We start from the raw sequence: 15,236 nt of genomic DNA, 5'->3' as shown, positions 1-15,236 counted from the left end.
CGGCAGCCCGCGCACGCGTCACTCTCGTAACAGTGGCGCCGCCCGCGGCCCCCGGGGCAGTACCACCGGCCCCCGTGCGGGACAATGGAGTACGTGACTCGGATCGTGATCATCGGTGGCGGACCCGGCGGCTATGAGGCAGCGCTGGTGGCTGCGCAGCTCGGCGCGGAGGTGACCGTCGTCGACTGCGACGGTCTGGGCGGAGCGTCGGTGCTGACCGACTGCGTGCCGTCGAAGACCCTGATCGCCACGGCCGAGGTGATGACCACCTTCGACTCCTCGTACGAGGAGCTGGGGATCATCGTCGCCGACGACACCCCGCCGCTGGAGCAGGCCGCCCGGGTCGTCGGGGTGGACCTCGGCAAGGTCAACCGCCGGGTGAAGCGGCTCGCACTCGCCCAGTCGCACGACATCACCGCCTCCGTCACCCGGGCAGGCGCGCGCGTGCTGCGCGGGCGCGGCCGGCTGGAGGGCATGCAGGCCCTCGACGGCTCGCGCAAGGTCGTCGTCAGCGCCGCCGACGGCACCGAGGAGACCCTCACCGCCGACGCCGTCCTGCTGGCCACCGGCGCCCACCCGCGCGAGCTGCCGGACGCCCAGCCCGACGGCGAGCGGATTCTGAACTGGACCCAGGTCTACGACCTCGGCGAGCTCCCCGAGGAGCTCATCGTGGTCGGCTCGGGTGTGACCGGCGCGGAGTTCGCCGGCGCCTATCAGGCCCTCGGCTCCAAGGTCACCCTCGTCTCCTCGCGCGACCGCGTGCTGCCCGGCGAGGACCCGGACGCCGCAGCCGTCCTGGAGGACGTCTTCCGGCGCCGCGGCATGAACGTCATGGCCCGCTCGCGCGCCGAGTCCGCCAAGCGGGTCGGCGACCGGGTCGAGGTCACCCTGTCCGACGGCCGGGTCATCACCGGCTCGCACTGCCTCATGGCGGTCGGCGCCATTCCCAACAGCGAGGGGATGGGGCTGGAGGAGGCGGGCGTCAAGGTCCGCGAGTCGGGTCACATCTGGACCGACAAGGTCTCCCGGACCACCGCCCCCGGTGTGTACGCGGCCGGTGACGTGACCGGGATCTTCGCCCTGGCCTCCGTCGCCGCCATGCAGGGCCGTATCGCCATGTACCACTTCCTCGGCGACGCGGTGGCCCCGCTGAACCTGAAGACCGTCTCCTCGAACGTCTTCACCGACCCCGAGATCGCCACCGTCGGCTACAGCCAGGCCGACGTGGACGGCGGCAAGATCGACGCCCGGGTCGTCAAGCTGCCGCTGCTGCGCAACCCGCGCGCCAAGATGCAGGGCATCCGCGACGGCTTCGTCAAGATCTTCTGCCGGCCCGGCACCGGGATCGTCGTCGGCGGTGTGGTCGTGGCGCCGCGCGCCTCGGAACTCATCCATCCGATCTCGATCGCCGTCGACAACAATCTGACGGTCGAACAGATCGCGAACGCGTTCACCGTCTACCCGTCTCTTTCCGGGTCGATCGCGGAAGTGGCACGACAGTTGCACACCCGCAAGACGGCGGACGAGGGCTGACGGCCGGTTTCGACTCCCCGCCGGTCACGGGGAGTTGACGGCGCGTCGTCGCCGGGTTGCCGGACATGCGGGAGGCATAGGCGCCGGAACTGGGCCTTATACCACTCCCCGTCCCCCTGTGCGAACAACTTCTACTATTCGGCGCAAAGAGCTGAAAGCAGACGGTCGTCCGCGTTACTGTCAGTTTCGTGTTCGCTGCAGAACGTCGTCAATTGATCCTCGAAATGGTGCGAGCGAACGGGGCCGTGTCGCTCCGTGAACTCGCCCGCGTTGTCCAGACCTCCGAAGTGACCGTACGGCGGGACGTGCGCGCACTGGAGGCAGAAGGACTCCTCGACCGCCGGCACGGCGGTGCGGTATTGCCGGGTGGGTTCACGCGAGAATCCGGCTTTCCGCAGAAATCCCATCTCGCGACCGCCGAAAAGACCGCCATCGCGGACCTCGCCGCCAACTTCGTCGAAGAAGGCGAAGCCATCGTGGTCGGGGCGGGCACCACCACACAGGAGCTGGCCCGCCGGCTCGCCCGGGTGCCCGGTCTGACCGTCGTCACCAACTCCCTGCTCGTCGCCCAGGCGTTGGCCCATGCCAACCGGGTCGAGGTCGTGATGACCGGCGGCACCCTGCGCGGCTCCAACTACGCCCTCGTGGGGAGCGGCGCCGAGCAGTCCCTCCACGGACTCAGGGTGTCGCGGGCCTTCATCTCCGGGAGCGGCCTGACCGCGGAGCGCGGGCTGTCCACGTCCAACATGCTGTCGGCGTCCGTGGACCGGGCGCTGGTGCAGGCGGCCGCCGAGGTCGTCGTCCTCGCCGACCACACCAAGCTCGGCACGGACACGATGTTCCAGACCGTGCCGACGGACGTCATCACCCGGCTGGTGACCGACGAGCCACCCGCGCACGACGACCGTGCGGCCACCGAACTGCAGGCTCTGGCGGACCAGGGGGTGCAGATCGCCGTGGCCGGGGCGTCGGGGAGCCCGGGGGGTGACGCGGTCCCGGCGCGCCATCAGCAGCAGCGTCGGGACGTGCCGTTGCCGGCTCCGCGGCGGGGGCAGGTGCCGGGTTCTGCCGCGGGCCTGCGGGCGGCCTCGATGCTGGGTGAGCAGGCTCCTGGCGGGGAGCGGGCGCGGGTCGCGGACCTGCGCCGCCGGTGACCTCGGGCGGTCGCCGGCGGGGGTGAGCCGGAGACCTGCCACGGGTGACCTGGGGGATCCGCCCCCAGACCCCCGTTCGGCCCTGAACGGGCCTCGTCCTCCAACGCCGGACGGGCTGGATTTCAACTGGCCGGTGCTGCGAAATACGAGAGCCGGACGGGCTGCAAGAGACGGAACGGGGCCGTGAACGCGGCGAGGCGCCCGGGGAGCGGGCGCCTCGACACGGGTGATCCCCGGGGTCAGTCCTTGATCTCGCAGATCGCCGCGCCCGAGGTGATGGACGCGCCGACCTCCGCGGCCAGGGCCTTGACGGTGCCGGAGCGGTGCGCGTTGAGCGGCTGCTCCATCTTCATCGCTTCGAGGACGACGATCAGGTCGCCCTCCTTGACCTCCTGGCCCTCCTCCACGGCCACCTTCACGATGGTGCCCTGCATAGGGGAGGCGAGCGTGTCGCCGGAGGCCATGGGGCCCGACTTCTTGGCCGCTCGGCGCTTGGGCTTTGCGCCCGCCGCGAGGCCCGTGCGGGCCAGGCTCATGCCGAGCGAGGACGGGAGGGAGACCTCCAGACGCTTGCCGCCGACCTCGACGACGATCGTCTCGCGGTCGGTTTCGTCCTCGGCCTCGGTGTCGGCCGGAGCCGAGAACGCGGGGATCTCGTTGACGAACTCGGTCTCGATCCAGCGGGTGTGGACCGTGAACGGATCCTGGCTGCCGGTGAGCTCCGGCGCGAACGCCGGGTCCCTGACCACCGCGCGGTGGAACGGGATGGCCGTGGCCATGCCCTCGACCTGGAACTCCGCCAGGGCGCGGGCGGCTCGCTGGAGCGCCTGCTCACGGGTGGCGCCGGTGACGATCAGCTTGGCGAGGAGCGAGTCCCAGGCCGGGCCGATCACACTGCCGGACTCGACGCCCGCGTCCAGCCGCACACCCGGACCGGACGGCGCGGCGAACGTGGTGACCGTGCCGGGGGCCGGCAGGAAGCCCCGGCCCGGGTCCTCGCCGTTGATACGGAACTCGAACGAGTGACCGCGCAGCTCCGGGTCGCCGTAGCCGAGCTCCTCGCCGTCGGCGATCCGGAACATCTCGCGCACCAGGTCGATGCCCGCGACCTCCTCGGTCACCGGGTGCTCGACCTGGAGACGGGTGTTGACCTCCAGGAAGGAGATCGTGCCGTCGACACCGACGAGGAACTCGACGGTGCCCGCGCCGACGTAGCCGGCCTCCTTGAGGATGGCCTTCGAGGAGGAGTACAGCTCGGCGACCTGCGCCTCGGAGAGGAACGGCGCCGGGGCCTCCTCGACCAGTTTCTGGTGGCGGCGCTGGAGCGAGCAGTCACGGGTCGACACGACGACCACGTTGCCGTGGCTGTCGGCCAGGCACTGCGTCTCCACGTGCCGCGGCTTGTCCAGGTACCGCTCGACGAAGCACTCGCCCCGGCCGAAGGCGGCGACCGCCTCGCGGACGGCCGAGTCGTACAGCTCCGGCACCTCTTCCAGCGTCCGGGCGACCTTCAGACCACGCCCGCCGCCGCCGAAGGCGGCCTTGATCGCGATCGGCAGCCCGTGCTCCTCGGCGAAGGCGACGACCTCGTCGGCGCCGGAGACCGGGTCGGGTGTACCGGCGACCAGGGGCGCACCGGCCCGCTGGGCGATGTGCCGGGCGGCGACCTTGTCGCCGAGGTCACGGATGGCCTGCGGGGGCGGGCCGATCCAGATCAGGCCCGCGTCCAGGACCGCCTGCGCGAACTCGGCGTTCTCCGAGAGGAAGCCGTAGCCGGGATGAACGGCGTCGGCCTCGGACTCCCGTGCCGCGTTCAGCACCTTCTCGATGTCGAGATAGCTGGTCGCAGGAGAGTCACCGCCCAGGGCGAACGCCTCATCCGCTGCGCGGACATGCAGAGCGTCCCGGTCCGGGTCGGCGTACACGGCCACGCTCGCGATACCGGCATCCCGGCACGCCCGGGCCACGCGGACTGCGATTTCGCCACGGTTGGCGATGAGCACCTTGCGCACGATTGAGGCTCCCTCCTTGAAACAAGCCGAGTTTAGGGACTGCCGACACGCCTCTTCGACCCGTCCCCAAAGGTGAGCTTGCCCACACGGAGCGTGATGCCAGGCTCACTCGACCGCGAAATCCCTTGTAGTACCGCCGTACGCAGCACTCCTCCGGCAAACCCTAGCCCTCTGATGTGGCCAAGGTCTCTGTGAGCACGTGCTGCGGCACACTCCGTTTCTTTGTGGAGTCCCTACGAATGGCCCAACGATTCTTTGCCGCGCGCAGAACCCTTGTCCCGTGGTTTACCCGTTAGTAGCGTTCAGGATGTTCCGAACGTACTTCAGGTAACAGCACCCTTGCTCGGGTCGGGGTCGAAAGTGGGTGGGACCGGTGGTGCGCAGACCGGTGGCGTGGATCGTGGCGGTCGTGCTCTTCGCGGAGGCGCTCGGCGTCGCCGCGTTGAACTGGTTCATGGGCGTCGTGGTGGACCGGCAGGACATGTCCCTGGCCGGAATGGACCCGGACGTCATGTCGACGTCCTCGAAGGTCGGCGGGATCCTCTTCGGCCTCTACTTCGGCCTGTGCGCCCTGGTGGCCCTGCTGGTGGCGCTGCGCGACCGCGCGCCCGCCGGGGTGGGCCGGGTGCTGCTGATCAGTGCCGCGGTCGTGCACGGCCTGCTGGGCGCCTTCGCGTGGGGTCTGCTGGGCTGGACGCAGTTCCTGTTCATGGTGGTCGTCCTCGCCCTGATCGTGCTGCTCCTGATGACGTACGACGCCCAGGAGCGGTCCGTGGCCCGGCAGCCGGAGGACGGCAAGGGGGACGGCGGCGCCCCACCGGTCGCGCCGGCCCCGGTCACGCCTCCGACGGCGCCCACAACTCCGTGATCCCGACGCCCAGTTGCGCCAGCAGTCGGCGCACGAGAGGCAGGCTGATGCCGATGACGTTGCCGTGGTCGCCGTCGATGCCCTCGATGAACGGGGCCGAGCGGCCGTCCAGGGTGAACGCCCCGGCGACGTAGAGGGGTTCGCCCGAGGCGACGTACGCCGCGATCTCCTCGTCGGTCGGCTCGCCGAAGCGGACGACGGTGGAGGCGGTCGCGGAGGTGTAGCGCCCGCTGAGCGTGTCGTAGACGCAGTGGCCGGTCTGGAGCGTCCCGGCCCGGCCGCGCATCGCCTTCCAGCGCGCGGTGGCCTCCGCGGCGTCCGCGGGCTTGCCCAGCGCCTCGCCGTCCAGGTCGAGGACCGAGTCGCAGCCGATCACCAGGGCGCCCTTGACCTCGGGCTTCGCGGCCACGACGGAGGCCTTCGCCTCGGCGAGCGCGAGCGCCAGGTCGGCCGGGGTGGGGGCGGTGACGGCGTCCTCGTCGACCCCGCTCACGATCACCTCGGGGGCTAGACCGGCCTGGCGCAGCAGGTTCAGCCGGGCGGGGGACTGGGAGGCGAGGACGAGTCGGCGCATGTGATCAGCCTAGCGGCGTGAGGCGCTTCACCTGAGCCCCAGCACGATCATCGCTATCACCATGGCCAGTGCGAGGAAGAGGCCGAGTCTCCGCAGGCTCTCCTGCATCTCGCGGAGTTCCTCGGGGGGCTCGTTCTCGGGGTCGGACCACAGCATGCCACCAGCGTGCGGCCTGGCGGGTCGACGGTGCCTGAGTACCCGTACTCAAGTTGTGGGCCCGCAGTCGTTCACCGGATGTTCGGTTGTCGTTCGACTGCGGGCCGGTGGGGGTCGATCGCGCCCGCGCGGCGGAGCCGCATATCGATACGGCCCCGCGCCCCCAAAAAAAGCGACAAGCAGGCGGGTTGCGGTCAGCTCGGCCAGTAGGTGCGGGTCCAGGACGCCTGGCCGGGCTGCGGCACTCGGTGTGCCGCGATGCGGGACGGGTCGGACCACGCGTCCCTCGGGGGCTCCGCGCCGGACGGTGTGACCGCTGCCGCCGCGGCGCGGGCCCGGACCACCGCCAGGGCGGCGGCGAGCTCCTCGGGGGTCGGGTTGCCTCGTACGACCTTGATCGTCACAGCGGCTCCTTAGAGGGGGATGTTGCCGTGCTTCTTCGGCGGGAGGGATTCCCGCTTGGTGCGCAGTTGACGCAGGCCGCGCACGATGTGCCGGCGGGTGTCGGACGGCATGATCACCGAGTCGACGTAACCGCGCTCGGCCGCGACGTACGGGTTGAGGAGTGCGTCCTCGTACTCCTGGATCAGCCGGGCCCGCACCGCCTCCAGGTCCTCACCGCTCGCCGCCGCCTCCGCGATCGTGCGGCGGTGCAGGATGTTGACCGCGCCCTGGGCGCCCATGACGGCGATCTGGGCGGTCGGCCAGGCCAGGTTGAGGTCCGCGCCCAGGTGCTTGGAGCCCATGACGTCGTAGGCGCCGCCGAAGGCCTTGCGGGTGATGACGGTGATGAGCGGGACGGTGGCCTCGGCGTAGGCGTAGATCAGCTTGGCGCCGCGGCGGATGATGCCGTCGTGCTCCTGGTCGACGCCGGGCAGGAAGCCGGGGACGTCCACGAAGGTGATGACCGGGATGTTGAAGGCGTCGCAGGTGCGGACGAAGCGGGCCGCCTTCTCCGAGGCCGTGATGTCCAGACAGCCCGCGAACTGCATCGGCTGGTTGGCGACGATGCCGACCGGGTGGCCCTCGACCCGGCCGTAGCCGGTGAGGATGTTCGGCGCGAACAGCGCCTGGGTCTCGAAGAACTCGGCGTCGTCCAGCACGTGTTCGATCACCGTGTGCATGTCGTACGGCTGATTGGCGCTGTCCGGGACGATGGAGTCCAGCTCCAGGTCCTCGTCGGTGACGGACAGGTCCGCCTCCTCCGGGAACACCGGGGCCTCGGAGAGGTTGTTGGACGGCAGGTACGACAGCAGCTGCTTGACGTACTCGATGGCGTCCTTCTCGTCGCCGGCCATGTGGTGCGCCACGCCCGACACCGCGTTGTGGGTGCGCGCGCCGCCCAGCTCCTCGAAGCCGACGTCCTCGCCGGTGACCGTCTTGATGACGTCGGGACCGGTGATGAACATGTGCGAGGTCTGGTCCACCATCACCGTGAAGTCGGTGATCGCGGGCGAGTACACCGCGCCGCCCGCGCACGGGCCGACGACCAGGCTGATCTGCGGGATCACACCGGACGCGTGCGTGTTGCGGCGGAAGATCTCGCCGTACGCGCCCAGGGACGCGACACCCTCCTGGATGCGGGCGCCGCCGGAGTCGTTGATGCCGATGACCGGGCAGCCGGTCTTCAGCGCGAAGTCCATGACCTTGACGATCTTCTGGCCGTAGACCTCGCCGAGGGCGCCGCCGAAGACCGTGAAGTCCTGGGAGAAGACGGCGACCGGGCGGCCGTCGACCGTGCCGTAGCCGGTGACGACGCCGTCCCCGTAGGGGCGGTTGTTCTCCAGGCCGAAGTTGGTGGAGCGGTGTCGGGCGAACTCGTCCAACTCGACGAAGGAACCCTCGTCGAGGAGCAGCTCGATCCGCTCACGGGCCGTCAACTTGCCCTTCGCGTGCTGCTTCTCGACGGCACGCTCCGAACCGGCGTGCGTCGCTTCCTGGATGCGGCGCTGGAGATCCGCGAGCTTGCCCGCGGTGGTGTGGATGTCGATCCCTGGGATCTCGTGGCGCTCTTCCGGCTCGGACATCGGGATGTGGCTCCCTGCCTGCTCAAAAGGGGGGACGGTTACTCATCCGTAGAGTAGTGCTGGCCCTGGGGATCGGCAGTGCGGCATTCAACACACCTAGGGTGGCTTGCATGACACCGCGAGATGCAGCAGACGAGGGCGGCAGCCGGTGGTCCGATCTGGACCGTCCGCCCCTCAACGCCCCGGCACTGCGCCGGGCGCTGGTACGGGAGGGCGGGCTGTGGTCGCAGGTGGGGGTGGTGCAGAGCACCGGTTCCACCAACTCCGACCTGGTCGACGCGGCGAGTGCCGGCCGGGCGGTCGAGGGCGCGGTCCTCGTCGCCGAGGAGCAGACCTCGGGGCGCGGCCGGCTGGACCGCCGGTGGACCGCGCCCCCGCGTTCCGGGTTGTTCTTCTCGGTACTGCTCACCCCGAGCGAGGTGCCGGTGGCCCGCTGGGGCTGGCTGCCCCTGCTCACCGGCGTCGCCGTGGCGACGGGACTGTCCCGGGCGGCGGGCGTCGACACGGCACTCAAGTGGCCCAACGACCTGCTGGTGACCGTCGGGGGAGAGGAACGCAAGGCGGGCGGCATCCTCGCGGAGCGGGCCGGTCGGGACGCGGTGGTCGTCGGTGTCGGCCTCAACGTCACCCTGCGCGCGGACGAGCTCCCGGTGCCGCTGGCGGGATCGCTGGCCCTGGCCGGCGCGCAGAACACGGACCGGGACCCGCTGCTGCGGGGCGTCCTGCGCTCGCTGGAGGAGTGGTACGGGCGCTGGCGGGCGGCCGGCGGCGACCCGGCGGCGAGCGGTCTCCAGGAGACGTACGCGGCCGGGTGCGCGACGCTGGGACGAACGGTACGGGCCGAACTGCCGGGAGACCGGTCGATCGTCGGCGAGGCGGTCGCGGTCGACGGGGACGGACGGCTTGTGATCGCCACGAAGGAAGGGGTACAGGAGCCGGTGGGCGCGGGAGACATCGTGCATCTGAGGCCGGCGTGACCGAGCGCCGGGTGACCTGACCGCGCCGAACCGGACGGAGTGAGCTGGCGCACACCTGCCGTAGAGTTGAGGCCGGTCGATATCTGACCGCGGAAGATCGGAAGGGCAGCAGGCGTGACCGTCGACGACACGGGCTCCGGCGCGGGCGCGGACGGCCGGGGAAACCTGCCGGCCGAGCCGGGTGAGCCGGGCGACCCCGGAGAGGACCCGCATCCTCTCGCCCTGCGCCTCGAACAGCTCATCCTCGGCGCAGAGCGGCGCTACACCCCGTTCCAGGCCGCCCGCAGCGCCGGTGTCTCCATGGAGCTGGCGTCGCGTTTCTGGCGGGCCATGGGCTTCGCCGACATCGGCCAGGCCAAGGCGCTCACCGAGGCCGACGTCCTCGCCCTGCGGCGCCTGGCCGGTCTCGTGGAGGCGGGGCTGCTGAGCGAGGCGATGGCCGTACAGGTGGCGCGGTCCACCGGGCAGACCACCGCTCGTCTGGCGGAATGGCAGATCGACTCCTTCCTGGAGGGCCTGACCGAGCCGCCCGAGCCGGGGATGACCCGCACCGAGGTCACGTATCCCATCGTCGAGCTGCTGCTGCCCGAGCTGGAGGAGTTCCTCGTCTACGTCTGGCGCCGGCAGCTCGCCGCCTCGGCGGGCCGGGTCGTCCAGGCCGCCGACGACGAGGAGATGGTCGACCGGCGGCTGGCCGTCGCCTTCGCGGACCTCGTCGGTTTCACGCGGCTGACCCGGCGGATGGAGGAGGAGGAACTCGGCGAACTCGTCGAGGCCTTCGAGACGACCGCCGCCGACCTGGTCGCCGCGCGCGGCGGACGGCTGATCAAGACGCTCGGCGACGAGGTGCTGTACGCGGCCGACGACGCGGGCATCGCCGCCGACATCGCGCTGCTGCTCGTCGAGACGATGAGCAACGACGAGACGATGCCCGAACTGCGGGTCGGCATGGCGTTCGGCACGGTCACCACCCGGATGGGCGATGTCTTCGGCACGACGGTCAACCTGGCCTCCCGGCTGACGTCGATAGCCCCCCGGGACGCCGTGCTCGTCGACAGCGCCTTCGCCGAGGAGCTGATCCGCACCGGCGACGCCCCGGCCTCGGAGGCGGAGGCGGCCGAGGAGGCGGCCGCCGCCGAGAAGGAGGGCGAGGAGCCGCCGAAGTACCGCTTCGCGCTCCAGCCGATGTGGCAGCGGCCGGTGCGCGGTCTCGGCGTGGTCGAGCCCTGGCTGCTGACGCGACGTAACGACGCCGACGGCTAGAGCCTCGGTGCGGCGGCACCCAGCGGGTCCACGCAGAGGCCGATGACGGGAACACAGACGCCCGGCTGACGTGGCGCGTCGGGCTGCTCCGACCGCGGCGCGGGCGTGGGCGCGGCCGTGGTCGGGGCGGGTGCCGGTGTTCTCGGGGGCGCGGTGGGCCGCGGGGCGGCGCTCGTGGCGGGTGCCGGGGCGCGCGGTGCCTGCGCGGGCGTGGCCGGGGTGTAGGTGGTGCCCGGGGTGAGGGCGACGGACGTCGGCGCGCCGGGGACGCCCGGGAGCAGGCCTGCCTCGGGCGCCGGGGCGGGGCTCGCGCCGCCCATCGCGCTGGGCGCGGTCGGCGAGGGCGCGACGGGGGTGGACGGGCCGGCCGGGCGGTCGGTGTCCGTGTCGGTGTCCGTGTCGGCGGCGGTGTCGGTGCCCGCGACCGGTTCGGGCCGGGGTTCGGCCTCCGCGGTGCCGAGACCACCGGCGCCGCCCGGGTCGGGGGTCAGCCGGACGAGGCTCAGCACCCCGGCGGCCAGCGCGAGGCCGCCGGCGGCGAACAGCACCTTGCGGGGGCGGGGACGGCGGTGCCGGCCCCGGGGGCGCGGGGCCCACAGCCCGCCGGTCTCCCCGGACGCCGCCTCGTCCTGCGCAGCCGTCTCGTACGGCCCGGTCCATGTGCTCACCGGCGTGCTCGTCATCGCGTTCTCTCCCCGGTGCGGTCGCGCCCCCGATGCGCCGGGGCGGACGCACGTTATGCGCTCCCGTGGGCGTTGCGGGGGGAGTTGGGTGGCATGTCACCCGAACGGGTAGCCGGGGCCGGGATATCAGGAGTTCAGGGGACCGGGCCGCTCTTTCGTCTCCCGGTCCCGGCTGCGATGATCGGACGAGCGTTGTTAACCCGCGTTAACCGGAGGGTGTCGTGAGCGGTGTCGGGAACGGTGGCATGAGCGAGGAGCGGTTCGGGGAGTTCGTCCTGGTGCGGCGGCACGGGGACGGCGGGCACGTCGCCGAGCTGGTCCTCGACCGGCCGAAGGCCATGAACGCCGTCTCCACCGACATGGCCCGGTCGATCGCCGGGGCGTGCGCGGCGCTGGGCGGGGACCGGGACGTGCGGGTGGTGGTGCTGACCTCGACGCACGAGCGGGCGTTCTGCGTCGGCGCCGACCTGAAGGAACGCAACTCCTTCAGTGACGCCGAGCTGCTGCGGCAGCGACCGCTCACCCGTGCCGCGTACACCGGGGTGCTGGAACTGCCGGTGCCCTCGGTCGCGGCGGTGCACGGCTTCGCGCTGGGCGGCGGCTTCGAACTGGCGCTGGCGTGCGACGTGATCGTGGCCGACGGCACGGCCGTGGTCGGGCTGCCGGAGGTGTCGGTGGGCGTGATCCCCGGCGGCGGCGGGACCCAGCTGCTGCCGCGCCGGGTGGGGGCGGCCCGGGCGGCCGAGCTGGTGTTCACGGCCCGTCGGGTGGCGGCGGCCGAGGCGCGGGACCTGGGTCTGGTGGACGTCCTGGTGGACGACGGGCGGGACCGGGAGGAGGCGCTGGCGCTGGCCGCGCGGATCGGCGGCAACTCGCCGGTGGGCCTGCGGGCGGCCAAGCGGGCGCTGCGCCTGGGGCAGGGTCTGGACCTGCGGGCCGGGCTGGAGGTCGAGGACGCGGCGTGGCGGTCGGTGGCCTTCTCCGGGGACCGGGCGGAAGGAGTGGCGGCCTTCAACGAGAAGCGGAAGCCGCAGTGGCCGGGCGAGTGAGCGGGCGGCGGACGCCGGGCGACACGCGACCGGAAGTGCGCTCATCACTCTCAGTCGCCCTTCGGTGTCCCCTTTCGGGCTGAATGTCCCTAGCCTGGGGAGATGGGTGAGGACAGACGCCTGGTGGCCGTGGTGGCGCTCGCGCAGGGAATGGCGGCCGCGCACACCCCCCGTGAGTCGTGGCGCGCGGCCGCGCTCGGGGCCTGCCGGGCGCTCTCCGGAGGCTTCGCCGCGCTCTCGGTGTGGGAGCGGGACCTCGGGCGGCTGCGCGTCCTGGTGAACGTGGGGGACCGGGCCGCCGACGAGGACGAATTCCCGGACGGGGAGGCCTATCCGGTGCACCAGTTCCCCGAGATCACCGAGTTCCTGCACGAGCGCTGGCTGGCGGGCGGGGAGCCCGACGCCTGGGTGGAGACGGCCCAGGGCCCCGCCGCCGGGCGCCCCGGCTACTGCCATCAGCGGGTCGCCGCCCTGCGCCGCCGGGGCCGTGGCTCCTGTGTGGTCGCGCCGATCGTGCTGCACGGCCGCGCCTGGGGGGAGCTGTATGTCGCCCGTTCCGTGGGCACCCCCGTCTTCGACCGGGCCGACGCGGACTTCGCCACCGTCCTCGCCGCCGTCGTCGCCGCCGGGCTCGCCCAGACCGAGCGGCTGGAGGAGGCCCGCCGGCTCGCCTTCACCGACGCCCTCACCGGACTGGCCAACCGCCGCGCCGTCGACGTACGGCTGGAGGAGGCGGTCGAGCGGCATCGCGCGGAGGGGGTCGTCGTCAGCCTCGTGGTGTGTGACCTCAACGGGCTGAAGCGGGTCAACGACACCCTCGGGCACGCCGTCGGGGACCGGCTCCTCGAGCGGTTCGGGTCGGTGCTGTCGCTGTGCGGGGCCATGCTGCCCGGCGCGCTGGCCGCCCGGCTCGGCGGCGACGAGTTCTGCCTGCTGGCCGTCGGGCCGCTCGCCGACGAGGTCGTCAAGGTCGCCGACGACCTCTGTCGGCGGGCCGGTGAGCTGGAGCTCGGTGAGGGGGTGGCCTGCGGGGTCGCCTCCACCGAGGACCCCATCGGGCCGGTGACCTCCGCCCGCCGGCTGTTCCGGCTGGCCGACGCCGCCCAGTACCGGGCCAAGGCCGTGCGGGCCGCCCGGCCGGTGGTCGCCGGGCGGGAGGGCCCCGACGATCCCGTCGTACGCCTCGCCGACGAGCCCTCCCACGAGCGGACCGCCGAGCGGCGGCGGTTCAGGGGGCGGCGTTGAGGATGTGACCTATTCGGTAAGGGGTGAACCCGGTACCCACTGGTGACATCCTGGTCTTCACTGCGTACGCTCCTGAATATGGATATGCACACTGTGGTGGTGGGGACGTCCGGCGTGACCGCGTCCGACGTGCTCGCGGTGGCGCGCGGCGGCGCCCGGATCGAGCTCTCCGGCGAGGCGGTGGCGGCCCTCGCCGCGGCCCGCGAGATCGTGGACGCGCTGGCGGCCAAGCCCGAGCCCGTCTACGGCGTCTCCACCGGGTTCGGCGCCCTCGCCACCCGGCACATCAGCCCGGAGCTGCGCGCCCAGCTCCAGCGCAACATCGTCCGCTCGCACGCCGCCGGCATGGGCCCGCGGGTCGAGCGCGAGGTCGTCCGGGCGCTGATGTTCCTGCGCCTGAAGACCGTCTGCTCCGGGCACACCGGCGTCCGCCCCGAGGTCGCGCAGACCATGGCCGACATCCTCAACGCCGGCATCACCCCGGTCGTGCACGAGTACGGCTCCCTCGGCTGCTCCGGCGACCTGGCCCCGCTCTCGCACTGCGCCCTCACCCTCATGGGGGAAGGCGACGCGGAGGGCCCGGACGGCGCCGTACGGCCCGCCGGCGAGCTGCTCGCCGAGCACGGGATCGCCCCCGTCGAGCTGCGCGAGAAGGAGGGGCTGGCGCTCCTCAACGGCACCGACGGCATGCTCGGCATGCTGGTCATGGCCCTCGCCGACCTCGACATGCTCTACAAGTCCGCCGACGTCACCGCCGCGCTCAGCCTGGAGGCGCTGCTCGGCACCGACAAGGTGCTCGCCCCCGAGCTGCACGCCATCCGCCCGCACCCGGGGCAGGGCGCGTCGGCCGCCAACATGCTGGCCGTGCTGGCGGGTTCGGAACTCACCGGCCACCACCAGGACGACGCGCCCCGGGTCCAGGACGCCTACTCGGTGCGCTGCGCCCCGCAGGTCGCCGGCGCCGGCCGCGACACCATCGCGCACGCCCGGCTCGTCGCCGAGCGGGAGCTGGCCTCGGCCGTCGACAACCCGGTGGTGCTGCCTGGGGGTACCTCCCAGGCTTTCGGCACTGGGGGAGGGCGCGTCGAGTCCAACGGCAACTTCCACGGCGCGCCGGTCGCCTACGTCCTGGACTTCCTCGCCATCGCCGTCGCCGACCTCGCCTCCATCGCCGAGCGGCGCACCGACCGGCTGCTGGACAAGAACCGCAGCCACGGCCTCCCGCCGTTCCTCGCCGACGACGCCGGCGTCGACTCCGGGCTGATGATCGCCCAGTACACGCAGGCCGCGCTGGTCAGCGAGCTGAAGCGGCTGGCCGTCCCGGCGTCCGCCGATTCCATCCCGTCCTCCGCGATGCAGGAGGACCACGTGTCGATGGGCTGGTCCGCGGCCCGCAAGCTGCGCACCGCCGTCGACAACCTCACGCGCGTGATCGCCGTCGAGCTGTACGCCGCCGGCCGCGGTGTGGAGCTGCGCGAGGGGCTCACCCCGGCGCCGGCGACGCGTGCGGTCATCGAGGCGGCGCGCAAGGCGGGCGTGCGGGGCCCCGGCCCGGACCGGTTCCTCGCGCCCGACCTCGCGGCGGCGGACGCCTTCGTGCGCGACGGAGGGATCGTCGCCGCGGTGGAGACGGTCACCGGACCGCTGCGGTAAGGGCTCCGGCAACGCGAAAGGGCCCCGCCGCACGGATGCGGC

At 72.4% G+C, this 15,236-nt stretch carries 14 protein-coding genes; 8 read left to right on the top strand and 6 right to left on the bottom strand.

The window, feature by feature from the left end; translation table 11 throughout:
• Positions 1–84: 84 nt before the first annotated feature.
• Both OHU34_RS16010 and OHU34_RS16005 read left to right on the top strand, forming a co-directional pair.
• Positions 85–1,533, top strand: coding sequence for an NAD(P)H-quinone dehydrogenase (locus OHU34_RS16010; protein ID WP_142265905.1), 1,449 nt, complete (start codon positions 85–87; stop codon positions 1,531–1,533).
• A gap of 188 nt (positions 1,534–1,721) precedes the next feature.
• Entirely contained in the window at positions 1,722–2,687 is a 966-nt protein-coding gene (locus tag OHU34_RS16005) for a DeoR/GlpR family DNA-binding transcription regulator (RefSeq protein ID WP_142265906.1), read from the top strand.
• 239 nt (positions 2,688–2,926) lie between these two features.
• On the opposite strand, the gene OHU34_RS16000 is transcribed toward OHU34_RS16005, so the two are convergent.
• A complete protein-coding gene (locus tag OHU34_RS16000) occupies positions 2,927–4,699 on the bottom strand; it encodes a biotin carboxylase N-terminal domain-containing protein (protein WP_142265907.1) in 1,773 nt (590 codons plus the stop codon).
• A 373-nt stretch (positions 4,700–5,072) separates the two neighbouring features.
• Here OHU34_RS16000 and OHU34_RS15995 point away from each other — a divergent pair, with 373 nt between their 5' ends.
• Entirely contained in the window at positions 5,073–5,567 is a 495-nt protein-coding gene (locus OHU34_RS15995; protein ID WP_142265908.1) for a hypothetical protein, read from the top strand.
• Here OHU34_RS15995 and OHU34_RS15990 read toward each other — a convergent pair.
• The 4 genes from OHU34_RS15990 to OHU34_RS15975 form a co-directional block, all read right to left on the bottom strand.
• Complete coding sequence (locus tag OHU34_RS15990) at positions 5,536–6,141, bottom strand: nucleoside triphosphate pyrophosphatase (RefSeq protein WP_054242526.1); 606 nt, start codon at positions 6,139–6,141, stop codon at positions 5,536–5,538. The two genes, OHU34_RS15995 and OHU34_RS15990, sit on opposite strands and share 32 nt — an antisense overlap.
• A gap of 27 nt (positions 6,142–6,168) precedes the next feature.
• Positions 6,169–6,297, bottom strand: a complete 129-nt coding sequence (gene mmpB, locus OHU34_RS15985) for a morphogenic membrane protein MmpB (protein ID WP_020128130.1) — start codon at positions 6,295–6,297, stop codon at positions 6,169–6,171.
• Between the two features lie 194 nt (positions 6,298–6,491).
• Entirely contained in the window at positions 6,492–6,701 is a 210-nt protein-coding gene (locus tag OHU34_RS15980; RefSeq protein ID WP_020128129.1) for an acyl-CoA carboxylase epsilon subunit, read from the bottom strand.
• Positions 6,702–6,710: 9 nt separating this feature from the next.
• Complete coding sequence (locus OHU34_RS15975) at positions 6,711–8,324, bottom strand: acyl-CoA carboxylase subunit beta (RefSeq protein WP_020128128.1); 1,614 nt, start codon at positions 8,322–8,324, stop codon at positions 6,711–6,713.
• Between the two features lie 110 nt (positions 8,325–8,434).
• Here OHU34_RS15975 and OHU34_RS15970 point away from each other — a divergent pair, with 110 nt between their 5' ends.
• Positions 8,435–9,301, top strand: coding sequence for a biotin--[acetyl-CoA-carboxylase] ligase (locus OHU34_RS15970; RefSeq protein WP_054242529.1), 867 nt, complete (start codon positions 8,435–8,437; stop codon positions 9,299–9,301).
• Between the two features lie 114 nt (positions 9,302–9,415).
• Positions 9,416–10,564, top strand: coding sequence for an adenylate/guanylate cyclase domain-containing protein (locus OHU34_RS15965; protein ID WP_054242530.1), 1,149 nt, complete (start codon positions 9,416–9,418; stop codon positions 10,562–10,564).
• Here the strand turns inward: OHU34_RS15965 and OHU34_RS15960 are convergent.
• Positions 10,561–11,247, bottom strand: coding sequence for a hypothetical protein (locus OHU34_RS15960; protein ID WP_405766884.1), 687 nt, complete (start codon positions 11,245–11,247; stop codon positions 10,561–10,563). The genes OHU34_RS15965 and OHU34_RS15960 overlap by 4 nt on opposite strands.
• 245 nt (positions 11,248–11,492) lie before the next feature.
• Between OHU34_RS15960 and OHU34_RS15955 the strand changes: the two genes are divergently transcribed.
• From OHU34_RS15955 to hutH, 3 genes are all read left to right on the top strand, one after another.
• Positions 11,493–12,296 carry an enoyl-CoA hydratase/isomerase family protein gene (locus OHU34_RS15955; protein WP_142268034.1) on the top strand — a complete coding sequence of 268 codons (804 nt, stop codon included), beginning with the start codon at positions 11,493–11,495 and terminating at the stop codon, positions 12,294–12,296.
• Positions 12,297–12,398: 102 nt separating this feature from the next.
• Positions 12,399–13,541 (top strand): GGDEF domain-containing protein, encoded by a 1,143-nt coding sequence (locus OHU34_RS15950; protein WP_142265909.1) that lies wholly within the window; start codon positions 12,399–12,401, stop codon positions 13,539–13,541.
• Positions 13,542–13,625: 84 nt separating this feature from the next.
• A complete protein-coding gene (gene hutH / locus OHU34_RS15945; protein WP_405772267.1) occupies positions 13,626–15,194 on the top strand; it encodes a histidine ammonia-lyase in 1,569 nt (522 codons plus the stop codon).
• The last annotated feature ends 42 nt before the right edge of the window (positions 15,195–15,236 follow it).

This window comes from Streptomyces sp. NBC_00080, assembly GCF_045041255.1.
GTDB classification, from domain to species: Bacteria; Actinomycetota; Actinomycetes; order Streptomycetales; family Streptomycetaceae; genus Streptomyces; species Streptomyces coriariae.
This window is presented reverse-complemented; position numbering and strand designations above follow the sequence as displayed.

Excerpts from the sequence above, each read along its gene's own strand:
- OHU34_RS16010 (WP_142265905.1), top strand. The coding sequence starts at position 85 with ATGGAGTACGTGACTCGGATCGTGATCATCGGTGGCGGACCCGGCGGC.
- OHU34_RS15990 (WP_054242526.1), bottom strand. The coding sequence starts at position 6,141 with ATGCGCCGACTCGTCCTCGCCTCCCAGTCCCCCGCCCGGCTGAACCTG.
- mmpB (WP_020128130.1), bottom strand. The coding sequence starts at position 6,297 with ATGCTGTGGTCCGACCCCGAGAACGAGCCCCCCGAGGAACTCCGCGAG.
- OHU34_RS15975 (WP_020128128.1), bottom strand. The coding sequence starts at position 8,324 with ATGTCCGAGCCGGAAGAGCGCCACGAGATCCCAGGGATCGACATCCAC.
- OHU34_RS15970 (WP_054242529.1), top strand. The coding sequence starts at position 8,435 with ATGACACCGCGAGATGCAGCAGACGAGGGCGGCAGCCGGTGGTCCGAT.
- OHU34_RS15960 (WP_405766884.1), bottom strand. The coding sequence starts at position 11,247 with ATGACGAGCACGCCGGTGAGCACATGGACCGGGCCGTACGAGACGGCT.
- OHU34_RS15955 (WP_142268034.1), top strand. The coding sequence starts at position 11,493 with ATGAGCGAGGAGCGGTTCGGGGAGTTCGTCCTGGTGCGGCGGCACGGG.
- OHU34_RS15950 (WP_142265909.1), top strand. The coding sequence starts at position 12,399 with ATGGGTGAGGACAGACGCCTGGTGGCCGTGGTGGCGCTCGCGCAGGGA.
- hutH (WP_405772267.1), top strand. The coding sequence starts at position 13,626 with ATGCACACTGTGGTGGTGGGGACGTCCGGCGTGACCGCGTCCGACGTG.